General features: G+C 67.6%; 13 protein-coding genes and 1 pseudogene. 5 read left to right on the forward strand and 9 right to left on the reverse strand.

All coding sequences use genetic code 11. The features are described from left to right. Positions 1-31 precede the first annotated feature (31 nt). A complete protein-coding gene (locus tag K3U94_RS18745; protein WP_047320754.1) occupies positions 32-541 on the reverse strand; it encodes a MarR family winged helix-turn-helix transcriptional regulator in 510 nt (169 codons plus the stop codon). Between the two features lie 107 nt (positions 542-648). On the opposite strand from K3U94_RS18745, the gene K3U94_RS18750 reads away from it, so the two are divergent. Together K3U94_RS18750 and K3U94_RS18755 are read left to right on the forward strand one after the other, a co-directional pair. Continuing rightward, positions 649-1,695, forward strand: a complete 1,047-nt coding sequence (locus K3U94_RS18750) for a type III polyketide synthase (RefSeq protein ID WP_047320804.1) — start codon at positions 649-651, stop codon at positions 1,693-1,695. A 4-nt stretch (positions 1,696-1,699) separates the two neighbouring features. After that, positions 1,700-2,200 (forward strand): isoprenylcysteine carboxyl methyltransferase family protein, encoded by a 501-nt coding sequence (locus K3U94_RS18755; protein ID WP_220694690.1) that lies wholly within the window; start codon positions 1,700-1,702, stop codon positions 2,198-2,200. Here K3U94_RS18755 and K3U94_RS18760 read toward each other — a convergent pair. After that, positions 2,191-2,370, reverse strand: a pseudogene (locus tag K3U94_RS18760) (sigma factor-like helix-turn-helix DNA-binding protein); the annotation flags it as partial. The gene K3U94_RS18755 and the pseudogene K3U94_RS18760 overlap by 10 nt on opposite strands. A gap of 152 nt (positions 2,371-2,522) precedes the next feature. On the opposite strand from K3U94_RS18760, the gene K3U94_RS18765 reads away from it, so the two are divergent. From K3U94_RS18765 to K3U94_RS18775, 3 genes are all read left to right on the forward strand, one after another. Next, a complete protein-coding gene (locus K3U94_RS18765; RefSeq protein ID WP_047320751.1) occupies positions 2,523-3,131 on the forward strand; it encodes a TetR/AcrR family transcriptional regulator in 609 nt (202 codons plus the stop codon). Positions 3,132-3,279: 148 nt separating this feature from the next. Next, entirely contained in the window at positions 3,280-3,984 is a 705-nt protein-coding gene (locus tag K3U94_RS18770; RefSeq protein ID WP_220696872.1) for an ABC transporter ATP-binding protein, read from the forward strand. Further along, on the forward strand, positions 3,981-6,479 hold the full coding sequence (locus tag K3U94_RS18775) for an FtsX-like permease family protein (RefSeq protein WP_220694692.1): 2,499 nt from the start codon (positions 3,981-3,983) through the stop codon (positions 6,477-6,479). The genes K3U94_RS18770 and K3U94_RS18775 overlap by 4 nt, the downstream gene beginning before the upstream one ends. A gap of 9 nt (positions 6,480-6,488) precedes the next feature. On the opposite strand, the gene K3U94_RS18780 is transcribed toward K3U94_RS18775, so the two are convergent. The 7 genes from K3U94_RS18780 to secY form a co-directional block, all read right to left on the reverse strand. Next, complete coding sequence (locus K3U94_RS18780) at positions 6,489-6,983, reverse strand: hypothetical protein (RefSeq protein WP_220694693.1); 495 nt, start codon at positions 6,981-6,983, stop codon at positions 6,489-6,491. A gap of 23 nt (positions 6,984-7,006) precedes the next feature. After that, positions 7,007-7,663: a class I SAM-dependent methyltransferase gene (locus tag K3U94_RS18785; RefSeq protein ID WP_220694694.1), complete on the reverse strand. Its 657-nt coding sequence runs from the start codon at positions 7,661-7,663 to the stop codon at positions 7,007-7,009. Then, entirely contained in the window at positions 7,650-8,240 is a 591-nt protein-coding gene (locus K3U94_RS18790) for a DUF4389 domain-containing protein (RefSeq protein WP_220696873.1), read from the reverse strand. Before K3U94_RS18790 ends, K3U94_RS18785 begins: the two co-directional genes overlap by 14 nt. 82 nt (positions 8,241-8,322) lie before the next feature. Then, positions 8,323-9,555: an FAD-dependent oxidoreductase gene (locus K3U94_RS18795; RefSeq protein ID WP_230987230.1), complete on the reverse strand. Its 1,233-nt coding sequence runs from the start codon at positions 9,553-9,555 to the stop codon at positions 8,323-8,325. A gap of 61 nt (positions 9,556-9,616) precedes the next feature. Then, a complete protein-coding gene (gene map, locus K3U94_RS18800; protein ID WP_047320746.1) occupies positions 9,617-10,420 on the reverse strand; it encodes a type I methionyl aminopeptidase in 804 nt (267 codons plus the stop codon). Then, positions 10,420-10,971 carry an adenylate kinase gene (locus tag K3U94_RS18805; RefSeq protein ID WP_047320745.1) on the reverse strand — a complete coding sequence of 184 codons (552 nt, stop codon included), beginning with the start codon at positions 10,969-10,971 and terminating at the stop codon, positions 10,420-10,422. The genes map and K3U94_RS18805 overlap by 1 nt, the downstream gene beginning before the upstream one ends. After that, entirely contained in the window at positions 10,968-12,299 is a 1,332-nt protein-coding gene (gene secY / locus K3U94_RS18810; RefSeq protein WP_047320744.1) for a preprotein translocase subunit SecY, read from the reverse strand. The genes K3U94_RS18805 and secY overlap by 4 nt, the downstream gene beginning before the upstream one ends. Positions 12,300-12,577: the final 278 nt, after the last annotated feature.

Here is a 12,577-nt window from a genome sequence, read left to right on the forward strand (position 1 = left end):
TCGGCTGTGTCGGCGGGTGGTGGCCCCGGTCTCAGAAGTCCCCGGCGTTGCGCCGCAACGTCTCGATCGCCGAGGACAGCGTCCGCGACTCCTCCACCGACATCCCGATGTCGGCGAACACCTCCCGGTTGAGGCTGACCGTTGCGTCGGCGACGGTGGCGCGGCCCAACTCGGTGATGGACACCAACGTGGTGCGGCCGTCGGTGGGGTGCGGCAGCCGTTCCACCAGGCCGGCCGCCTCCAGCCGCCGGATCGCGTGCGTGACGCTGGTGACGTGGACCTGCAGCCGGTCGGAGGCCTTGGTGATCGGCAGCGCGCCGGAACGGCTGAACGCCAGCAGCCGCAGCAACTCGAATCGGGAGAAGCTCAAGTCGTAGGGCCGCAAGGTCGCTTCCACCCGGGCCAGCAGGATCTGATGGGCGCGCATCACCGATGTCACCGCCACCATCCCGTCGGCGACCTCACCCCAGCCGGCCCGCTCCCAGTTGGCGCGGGCCAGTGCGATCGGGTCGGCGTCGCCGGAGGGACTGAAAGCTGCCACGCCCTTTTCTTACCGCACCGCGCGGCGCGGTCACGCCGGTGTGCGGCAATTGCCAAGTTCGGCGCACTGAACCGTTGAGCACTCGGCAACGTGACACCGGCATGACCATGACCACGCCTTCGCTCGCCGCGGCAGCCGTTGAATTCCCGCCGAACCGCTACAGCCAAGAGGAATCGGCCCAAGCGCTGGGCGACTTCGCCGGCCCAGAATTTCGGCGGTTCTTCGACGCCAGCGGAGTGGCCTCCCGCCACCTGGCGTTGCCGCTGCCCCGCTACGCCGAGCTGAGCGGTTTCACGGAGGCGAACGACACCTTCATCGACGTCGCCCTCGACCTCGGTGAGCAGGCGCTGCTGGCAGCCCTGGACGCCGCCAAGGTCAAACCTGCCGACGTCGACGTCGTGGTGTCGACGACCGTGACCGGGCTTGCCGTACCGACGCTGGAGGCCAGGCTGGCGGCCCGAGTCGGGCTGCGGCCCGACGTCAAACGGGTGCCGCTTTTCGGCCTGGGCTGCGTCGCGGGTGCGGCCGGGGTGGCCAGGATGTACGACTATCTGCGCGCCTACCCCGACCATGTGGCGGCGTTGGTCGCGGTCGAACTGTGCTCACTGACCATCCAGCGCGATGACCGTTCGATGGCCAACTTCGTGGCGGCCAGCCTCTTCGGTGACGGCGCGGCCGCCGTGATCGCGACCGGGGCGAACCGGCGCCCGGCCCGACCGAAGTTGCCGAAAGTACTGGCGACCCGCAGCCGGCTCTACCCCGACACCCAGGACGTGATGGGCTGGGATATCGGCACCGGCGGATTCCGGATCAAGCTGTCCGTCGAGGTCGCCACCGTCGTCGAGAAATATCTGGCCGAGGATGTTCGCAACTTTCTGGCCGACTGTGGGATGTCCGTCGACGACGTGTCGACCTATATCTGCCACCCCGGCGGACCGAAGGTCATCGAAGCGGTCCAGAACGTGCTGGACCTGCCCGCCGACGCGCTGGACCGAACCCGAAAGTCATTGCGCGAGAATGGGAATCTGTCTTCGGTCTCGGTCCTCGACGTGCTGCGGGCCACCATGGCCGATCCGCCGCCGCCGGGTTCGTTCGGCCTGATGGTCGCAATGGGGCCGGGATTCTGTTCCGAGCTCGTGTTGCTCGGCTGGTAGCCGGATGTACTACCTGTTGATCCTGGCCGTCGGTCTTGAACGGCTGGTGGAGCTGGCCGTGTCCACTTCGAATGCCAACTGGGCTTTCGCCCGAGGCGGCCGGGAGTACGGCCGCGGCCACTATCCCGCAATGGTCATCCTCCACTCCGGATTTCTGGTCGCCTGCGCGGCCGAGGTATGGCTGCTGCACCGCCCGTTCATCGGATGGCTGGGCTGGCCGATGCTGGCCTTGGCGGCGTTGAGCCAGGCATTGCGCTGGTGGTGCGTGCGGACGTTGGGACGACGCTGGAACACCCGGGTGATCGTGCTGACCGATGTTCCCTTGGTGCACCAGGGGCCGTATCGATGGCTGCGGCATCCCAACTATGTGGCGGTGGTCCTCGAGGGTCTGGCCTTGCCGCTGATACACACGGCGTGGCTGACCGCCGCCATCTTCACGCTGGCCAACGCCGCACTGCTGCGGGTCCGGATCCGGTTGGAGAATTCGGCGCTGGGCTACGCCTGAGCCGCCCCGGACCGCAGACCGGCCCGCAATGCGCACAACGCGTCGTGCAGTTCGCCTTTGACGGTGTCGTCATCGATCCCGAGGTCGGCGGCGATCTGCGCTGTCGTCCAGCCCAGGTAGTAGGACCGGTAAATCATCGCGCGGTACCGGCCCGACAACTGGGTCAGCGCACCTTTGACCTGGTCCGCACCACCAGACGGCACCATCCCGATCCGCCTCCGACTTAGTACAACTAGCCAGTATGTGTATGGAACCGATACATCTCGACTATAGATGTCCGCCCCAAGACATTCCTATACTTTCGTCACCTATCCTTTGAGGCATGCCCGCCGTGCCGAATTTTCAGGCCGAGGTCCGGCAGATGCTGCACAACCGGATCCTCGACGCGGCCCACGCGCTGGTCTGCGAGCAGGGATGGCAAGCGGTGAACATGTCGCGCATCGCCGCCACAGTCGGCATCAGCCGGCAGGTGCTGTACAAGGAAATCGGCGCGAAGCAGGCGCTGGGCGCGGCCCTGGTTCAGCGGGAGACCAGCCGATTCATCGCCGGGGTCATCGCGGCCATTCAGTCCCACCCCGACGACGTGGCCGCCGGTCTGGCTGCCGGCGCCGCCTTCACCCTGCGTGCCGCCGCCGACGATCCCCTGGTCACCGCGACGCTGACCCGCGAGAACGATGCGGAAGCGGGCCTGACGCCGCTGTTGACGGCGGGACCGAACCCGATCCTGGCCGGTGCGATCGAGGCCATGGCGGCTGCGGTCCGGTCGTCCTACGACCTGCCGGACGCGATCGACCGGCAGCTGAATTCGATCGTCGAGGTCGACGTCCGGTTGACGCTGAGCCATCTGTTGCAGCCGATGGGCAGCATCGACGATGCCGTCCGCCAGATCCACACCACCTTGCGCGCACTGTTCGACGCCGCGGCGTCCTAGCTGCCCGTCGGTGCAATTCCCCGCACCCCGCCCCACGCTGAACCACGCGGCGTCGCCAAGCGTGTCAAGGATCAGAACCCGCGGATAGGGAGTGACGCCCTTGCACACCGATCTTCGTCTTCACCGCGATCAGTCGCGCCCGCATGAGCTGACCATCGAACTGCGCGACGTCGTCCGCGAGTACCGGATCGGCGGCCAACGGGTACGAGCTCTCGACCGGATCAACCTGCAACTCACCGGCGGCCAGTTCGTGTCGGTCGTCGGGCCGTCGGGCGCGGGCAAGAGCACGCTGCTGCATCTGCTCGGTGCACTGGACTCCCCCGACAGCGGTTCGATCATCTTCGACGGTGCCGAGATCGGCCGACTCGGGGACGAGCAGGCCTCGGCGTTTCGCCGGCACCGGGTGGGCTTCGTCTTTCAGTTCTTCAACCTGCTGCCGACCCTGTCGGCGTGGGAGAACGTAGCCGTTCCGAAGCTCCTCGACGGCAGCCGACTGGACCGGGTCAAAAGCGAAGCGATCGGACTGCTGGGGCGGGTCGGGCTCGGCAATCGAGTCGAGCACCGGCCGGCGGAGCTGTCCGGGGGCCAGTTGCAGCGCGTCGCGATCGCGCGGGCCCTGCTGATGGACCCGTCCCTGATTCTTGCCGACGAACCTACCGGCAACCTTGATTCCGCAACGGGCGCTTCGATTCTGCGGCTCCTTGCCGAGGTGGCACACGAGGGCGGCCGAGCCCGGCTGGTGGTGATGGTGACCCATGACCGCGATGCCGCGGCGGCCACCGACCGGGTGATCGGCCTGCAGGACGGTCGGGTCGGCTCCGACCGCAACGAACGGGCGACGGTCCCGCGATGATGTCGGCGATCGCGGCCACCGCGAGCCGGCTTCGGCTGTTCAGTCTGCGCGAACTGGCCGTGCACCGGCGGCGCACCCTCGCCTCGATCACCGTCATGGCCGTGTCGGCGATGTATTTGGTTGCGGTGCTGGGCATCTTCGGGTCGATCACCGGTTCGGTGAACCGGCTCTCCGACGGGATCGCCGGGATCGCCACACTGGAGGTGTCCGGCGTCACCGACGCCGGATTTCCCGATTCACTGGCAGCCGACGTAGCCCGGGTTCCCGGCGTCGCGACCGCGGCGCCGCTGATCCGGACGGTCACTCCCACGGCCGCCGGGACGATGCTGTTGTTCGGCGCGGATGCGAGCAGCGTCGCCCTGGCCGGCGCCTTGGCCGACGCGCTCGCTCACCCGCCGACGGGGCCATCGAAGACACCGAGCGGCGTCCAGGTCGGGCCGGGCGTCGGCCACACCAAAGGCGACGGATTCCGGCTCGGGGCAACCTGGGTGACGGTGGCCCAGGTACTCACCGGCAAGCATCTCGCCGACCTCAACGGCGGAAACTATGTGCTGGCTCCACTTGCCTTGGCGCAGAACATCACCGGACGGCGGGGTCAGCTCGATTCGATACTGATCACCACCAAGCCGGGGGCGGACCCCGCCGCGGTTCGTACCGCGGTGACCTCGGCCGTCAACGGGCGCGCGATCGTCGCCGAGCCCCGGATGCGGGCCGCTCGGGCAGGCGACGGCGTGAGGCTGATGAACTACATGGCGCTGATGGGCGCGGCGGTTGCTCTGGTGGTCGGCGCGTTCCTGGTCTACACCACGATGACCATGGCGATCGCCCAGCGCCGCCCGGCCATCTCGACACTGCGCGCGATCGGGGGCCGGCGCGCCACCATCGTCGCGGATCTGATCGGTGAAGCCGCGGCCCTCGGCGTGCTGGGCGGCGCGGTCGGAGCGGTCTTGGGAATACTCCTGGGCCACTTGGCGATCCGCCGGCTGCCGCCGGCTATCACGCAGGGACTCGAAGCCCGGGTCGAGTACTGGCTGCCCGGCTACGCACTGCCGGTCGCCATCGCCGCGACAGTGCTCAGCAGCGTGACCGCAGCGGCCATGGCGGCGCGGCAGGTGTACAAGGTGTCGCCGATCGAGGCATTGGCACCGGTTGGCACCTCCGCCGCCGATACCGTGCCCCGCCGGCTGCGGACGGTGAGCGGGATCGCGGCCGTCGCGGTGATCGCGGTGTCGCTGCTGATCATCGTCGGCCATCGCGGCGCCACCTCCCTGGCGGCGATGATCGCGGTGTTCTGCGCCGAGATCACCCTCGGTTTCGCGCTCACCGCAGCTCTGGTCGCCGCCGCGGCCGCCGCCGCCCGGGCCTTTGGAACGGTCGGCGCGGTCGGAGCGGCGACCATCGAACGTGCGCCGCGGCGGGTGTGGGCGACCGTGATGACCGTACTGATCGCGGTGGTCACCACTGTGGTGATCACCGGCACCGACAACGACATGATCGCCTCCGCCCGCGCCATCTTCGCACCCGTCGCAGGAGTCGACGTGTGGGTCAGCGCGAACGCTCCGGACAGCTTTCCCACCGACGCGCTGCCGCAGGGTCTGGAAGAGCGAGTGGCCGCGGTACCGGGGGTGGCCCGGGTCTGCGCGGGTGCCTACGGATTTGCGGTGATCGGCGGCACCCGGGTGATGCTCGACGGGTTCTCTCCCGGATCGGCCGACCCGCTGTTTCGCGCACTCGACGACCCGACGCGCCGCGAGGTGCTCGCCGGCCGGGGCGTGGTGCTGTCACAGAACCTGGGCACGACGCTGGGTGTTCGAGTCGGCGACGAACTGCGTCTCCAGACACCGCGAGGCCCGCGGCAGGCCGCGGTGCTGGCGCTGGTGCCGTACTTCTCGACCGTCATCGGGACCGTCGGGATCGGACTCGACCAACTGCGGGCCTGGTTCGATCGCCCGGCGGTGACGACGCTGCAGGTGACCGCCGGCGACGATGTCGATCCGGGGCGGTTGTTGGCCGATATCCACCGAGTGGTCCCCGAGCCGAACTACGTCTACGACGGTCGCACCGCGCTGGCGGGCCTGGAGGCGCCGCTGCATCAGAGCATGGTGATCGCCAACGCGGTGTGGCTCATCGTGGTGTTCGTGGCCGCGGTCGCCCTTTTCACCACGCTGACGCTCTCAGTGCTCGAACGACGCCGCGAGATCGGCGTGCTGCGGGCAATCGGCGCCGATCGCCGCTTCACCGTCCAGATGGTGCTGGCCGAGGCGGCGGGTATCGGCGTGATCGGCGGCCTGGCGGGGCTGGTGATCGGCCTGACCGATCAGTGGCTCTACAGCCTGGTCAGCGCTGAGATCATGAATTTCACCGTCACATTCCGGCCGAGCGCCGTGGCACCGGCCTACGCCTTGGGTGCGGTGGCGATCAGCCTGCTCGGCTCGGTGCCACCCGCGCGACGAGCCGCCCGGCTCAACATCATCGATGCGGTTTCCTCCGAATAGGGTTGTGGCTCAGACGAGACCGAGCTGGATGAGTTCGATGAAGAATTCGGCGAACGGATCGGTGAACGGCAGGGAGAACGTGAAGTCCAGGTCCGGATTGTCCGGAACGATAAACGTATTGACCGTCTCCCCGGCCACCCCAATGCTCGCGGCCCCGAACCCCAGATTGTCCTCCGGGTCGGTTCCGGACGTCAGGATGTCGGTGAACAGCGAGGTTTGAAGGACGACCGCAACATAGTTGTCGTCAGAGGGGTCGCCGGCCGAGGTGAGGGTGAACAACCCGAAATCGGTGGTGTGACTGATGAAGTCCGGATCATCGGCCGTCCCGAACAGCACAGCGCTCAGGTCGCCGGGATCACCGATGAACCACGGGTCGGGACTCGTGCCACGAGAACCCCCGTCGGCGTAAGCCGGGGCGCTGAACGCCAACGGGCCGAGCCAGGCGGCCAAGGCCGCGCCGACGACCATCACTGCCCGGCGCCGATTGGCAACGGTATTACTCATGGTGGGACTCCCATCTCTCGTTGTTACTCAGACCCACGCTGTTGGCCACCCGGGTCACCCTGCCGCACGGTGGCGAACCCCTGCAGCTGCGGTGTGCACGGCGGCGGTACCGGAGTACGTCGAATGCTGGACAGACCGGTGGTGTCGAATCCTGCTGCGGCGATGGCGTCGAGAGTCCGGCGGTTCGGCCGACAGCCGGACGCCAGCCATGCCCACGGCTGCGCGATCAGGTCCTGGAATCGGCCCATCACGCCGTCGCCGCGGACATGCTCGAGCACCACCAGCCGGCCGCCGGGGGCCAGCACTCGGCGGATCTCGTCGAGGGTGGCATCGACGTCGTCCACCGAACACAGCACGAGCCCGACATGTACCGAATCGAAACTGTTGTCCGGGAAGGGAATCGACTCACCGACTCCGTCGACGATATCCACCGTGATGCCGTTGCGGCGGGCGAAGGCGGCGGCCATCCGGCGCATGGCGGGCTCCGGCTCGACGGCGGCGACCGACGTCACCGCGGCGGGCAGGAACATCAGGTCCGCGCCGGGCCCGAGGCCGATCATCAGCAGCCGGCCCATTGCGTAACTCATGGCGGTACGTCGGTACCGGCGATAGAAAAGCCGGTCGAAGCACGGCATTCCGAGTCGATACACGTACGGGAACAGCGGATTACGGCGCGCCATCGGTAGCCCACAGCTCGCCCTGATCCAGCCGGAACGGCGGATACTCGTCACGCATCAAGGAGACGTACACAGCCACCCGGTAACGCCACCGAACGATGCCCAACAGCAGGTCCGACATGCCGGTCGGGATCGTGCCGGTGATCAACAGCGTCACCGCCGTGATCACGCACAGCAACTGCAGCGCAGGCTCCAGAGCCCAGCACATCAGGATCTGCGGCAGCCCCCACAACCACCATTTGACCAACACAGCCCGGCGCTCGAGCCGTTCGGGATAGTCGACCTGCAGATCGGCCGGATAGTCGGGCCGCGATGCCAGCGTGAACGGCGGGTACCTGTCGGTGCTGTTCATCGGAAACCGGTAATTCATGACCCGCCACGACCAGCGCAGCACGCCGACATTGAAGTCGAAGATCGGTCGCGGATATCGCCCGGTGATCGCAATCGCCACTCCGGCAACGGCGGTCAGCGGCAGATAGGCCAGATAGAGGGCGATCAGGATCGGGTAGTGCGGGGTGGCCAGCACGCACCATTTGACCAGCCAGAGCCAGCGAGAGGGGCCGTCGAATTCACCGCGCACCCGTACCGGGTCGGCCGGGGCCGGCGCGACGGGGCGAGCGACCACATCGTCATGCGCGGGAAGCGACATCGGCCCGTCCTCCTCAATGGCTGCGATCTGTTGTCTGGCCGGCGATCTCACCGATGTCCGCCAGCCCGAGGCCGCGGCTGATCTCGGCCGACATCCCGCGATGGCTGACCCAGCGCAGAAACATGGTCATCCCCCAGGTGTGCCATCGGTCCGGGATGAACGCCGCCGGGCGCAGCACCAGCTCACTGTGGGAGAGCTGCAGCGCCGTCACCCGAGACACCGCCGCCACCTTGCGCCGGCGAGTGTTCTCATACCAGCGCAGCGCGCGCGCCAGGTCACCGTGCGACGGTGCCGCGCGGAGATCCGCCAGCGCCTTGCACAGCACCATGGTGTCGAGCAGCGCCTGGTTGGTTCCCTGCGCCATGGTGGGCGGCATGGTGTGCAACGCGTCGCCGATCAGGGTGAGCGCACCCCGACCTGCCCCGGCCACCGGGTGACGAAAGTGCGGGTAGGGCGAGCCGGCCAGGTCGTCGTCGGTCAGGGCGCCCAGCACCCGATCGACCGGTTCGGACCAGCCGGCGAACCGTTCCCGGATCATGGCGATCGGACAGGCCGGCCGAACGAAGTCCGGTGACCACGGCAGGTCGAACCACCACTGCAGTTCGGACCCACCGGCCGGCCACAGCCCAAGGTTCCCGTGCTTGCCGACCATCATCAGCGCCACCCGCTTGTCGGCGACAACGTCCGGGAGGCTGACCAGGCCCTGCCAGCTGCACCAGCCGGTCGGCTTGGCCGATGGCACGCCGAGGAGATCCCGCACCATGGAATGCAGCCCGTCTGCGCCGATCAACAGGTCACCACTGGCCGAGCTGCCGTCGTCGAAGTCGACGCGTACCCCGCCGTCGGCATCGCGCACGCCCACCGCGCGGGCGTTGCACCGGATGCGCTCGGCCGGGAGTTGGTCCAGCAGCCGCTCCAGCAGGAGCCGGCGCGGGAGCATCCGGACCGGCGCGCCCAGCCCGTGCGCCATCGCGGTCATGTCGAGGGTGGCCAGCGGGTGCCCGGTGGACGTCGTCACCTGCACCGCCGACAACGGCTGCCCGGCTCCTGCCATGTCAACGCCCAGCTGGTCCAGCACCGTGGCGCCGTTGGGCCAGATGGTCACCGCGCCGCCGCCCGGCTGAAGATGTGGCCGTCGCTCAAAAACCGTGACGTCGTGGCCGTCACGCAGCAGGCCGCGAGCAAGGGAGATCCCCGCCACGCCTGCGCCGATGACAAGGACTCGCAAGGCTGATGGCGCGTTCAAGGCTCGCACCCTCACCGTGATGACACGGATCAGCCGAGCGTTTGGTTCACTGCCCTACTGGTCAGCTCGCGGCCGGGCTGGTCAGAATTCTGGGCCCGTCCTCGGTCACCGCGACGCTGTGCTCCCAGTGCGCGGCACGCGACCCGTCGGCGGTGACCACCGTCCACTCGTCTTCGAGGATCACCGTCTGGTCGGTCCCCAGGGTCAGCATCGGCTCGATGGCCAGCACCGACCCCGCCACCAGCAGCGGCCCGCGGCCCGGTGATCCCTCGTTGGGCAGAAACGGGTCCATGTGCATCTGACGGCCGATACCGTGGCCGCCGTAGCCGGCAACGATGCCGAACGAGCTTTTGAACTCGGTCGACGCGGCCCGGGCGCCCATTTCGATGGCATGCGACACGTCGCTGAGCCGGTTGCCCACCACCATCGCCGCGATCCCGGCCTCCAGCGCCTGCCGGGTCGCCGCGGACAGGTTTTCGTCGGCGGCGCTCAGCGTGCCGATCCCGAAGGTGACCGCGGCGTCGCCGTGCCAGCCGTCCAGGATCGCGCCGCAGTCGATGGACACCAGATCGCCCGCGGCCAGCACCTCGCTTGCCGTCGGGATGCCGTGCACCACCCGGTCGTTGACCGAGCTGCAGATCGACGCCGGGAACCCGTGGTAGCCCAGGAACGACGGCGTGGCGCCCGCCTCGCGGATCACCGATTCGGCGATCTCATCCAATTGCAGGGTCGAGACGCCGACGGCCGCCGCTTCGCGGACTGCGGCCAGAGCGGCGGCGACGACGGCGCCCGCCGCGGCCATCGCGTCGAGCTCACCCGGACTGCGATGCGGCACCGCTTTGCGCCGCTTCGCCCACCCGACCACTACTGTCCCAGGGCGTTCAGGGCGCGGTTGAACACCTCGTCGAGCGTGCCGAGCGCGTCCACCACATGCAGGTCGTGCTCGTCCTGGTAGTAGTCCAGCAACGGCGTGGTCTCTTCGCGGTAGACCATCATCCGGTTGTGGATGACCTCAGCGGTGTCGTCGGCGCGACCACGTTCCTTGAGCCGCTTGAGCAGTTCGCTCTCGGTGACCCGGAACTCCAGCACCGCATCCAGTTTGGTCTGGCGGCGCTCCAGCATGGCGTGCAAGGCCTCGGCCTGCTCCACCGAGCGGGGGTAGCCGTCCAGGATGAAGCCGCCCGCGGCGTCGGGTTGGTCGAGCCGGTCTTCGACCAGCGCGTTGGTCAGCTCGGGCGGCACCAGGTCGCCCGCATCGAGGTACTGCTTGGCCTGCTTGCCCAGCTCGGTGCCCTCGGCGATGTTGTGCCGGAACAGGTCACCGGTGGAGATCTGCGGAACGCCCAGCTTCTCCGAGAGCTTTACCGCCTGGGTGCCCTTGCCTGCTCCCGGCGGTCCCAGCAGTACGACTCTCACTTGAGGAACCCTTCGTAGTTGCGCTGCATGAGCTGGCTCTCGATCTGCTTCACCGTGTCCAGACCGACGCCGATCATGATCAGCACCGCGGTGCCGCCGAAGGGCAGGTTCTGAACGGTGCCGGAGCTGCCCATGTGCAGGAACAGGTTGGGCAGCACCGAGATCACGCCCAGGTAGATCGAGCCAGGCAGGGTGATCCGGCTGAGCACGTAGCGCAGGTAGTCCGCGGTCGGGCGTCCCGGCCGGATGCCGGGAATGAAGCCACCGAACTTCTTCATCTCGTCGGCCCGCTCGTCGGGGTTGAACGTGATCGACACGTAGAAGTACGTGAAGAAGATGATCAGGCCGAAGTAGATGGCGATGTAGACGAAGTTGGACGGATCGGACAGGTAGGTGCTGACGAACTTGTCCCACCAGCTGTTGCCGGGGCCACCGCTGCCGCTGTGGACCAACTGGGTGATCAGCTGCGGAATGTAGATCAGCGACGAGGCGAAGATGACCGGGATAACGCCGGCCTGGTTGACCTTCAGCGGCAGGTATGTCGAGGTACCGCCGTACATGCGCCGGCCCACCATGCGCTTGGCGTACTGCACCGGGATACGGCGCTGGCCCTGCTCCACGAAGACCACACCGACGACGATGGCCAGTGCGGCCAAGCAGACCATGGTGAACACCACGGCACCGCGGGAGTCGAGGATGGTCTTGCCCTCGATCGGAATGCGGGCGGCGATGCCGACGAAGATCAGCAGCGACATGCCGTTGCCGATGCCGCGTTCGGTGATGAGCTCACCGAGCCACATCACCAGCACCGCGCCGGAGGTCATCACGAGCACGATCACCATCAGGGTGAAGATGCTGTGATCGGAGATGATGTCGTGACGCAGGCTGCAGGTCTGCAACAGTCCGCCGTTGGCGGCCAGTGCCACGATGCTGGTGGCCTGCAGAACGGCCAGCGCGACCGTCAGATAACGGGTGTACTGCGTCATCTTGTTCTGGCCGGACTGGCCTTCTTTACGCAGTTCCTCGAAGCGCGGGATCACCACCGTGAGCAGCTGCACGATGATGCTCGCGGTGATGTAGGGCATCACGCCGATGGCGAACACCGTCAGCTGCAGCAGCGCGCCACCGGAGAACAGGTTGATCAGCGAGTAGACCTGCGCGGCATCGCCGCCGCTGACTTCCTTGATGCACTGCTGCACGTTCTGGTAGTCGACGCCCGGCGACGGGATCGCGGCTCCCAGGCGGTACACGACGATGATGCCCAGCGCGAACAAGATCTTGCGCCTCAGGTCGACCGTCCGCAGTGATGAGATGAAAGCCGAGAACACTCTTCTCCTCCTGCGCAGCCGAGGTCCGGTCGCGGCGTTCCAATGGGCTGTTGGTGTCCCAGCCCCGGTTAGTCCTGGGTTAGTCCTGCGTTTTCGCGTACACGTGCCGGCCGATCATGACGAGGCCACGCGTGTCTTAGGCGCGTCAGCAGTCTACGAGAGTAACAGCTGCGCACCGCGGGCCGGGCGGGCGTTGGCGGCACTGCCAGCGTGCGATCAGCGTAGCGGCGTACAGTCATCGATAGCTCGTTAAATACGCTAACTAACTTCCCGGCGGC

The sequence above is a fragment of the Mycolicibacter heraklionensis genome, from assembly GCF_019645815.1.
Lineage (GTDB): Bacteria > Actinomycetota > Actinomycetes > Mycobacteriales > Mycobacteriaceae > Mycobacterium > Mycobacterium heraklionense.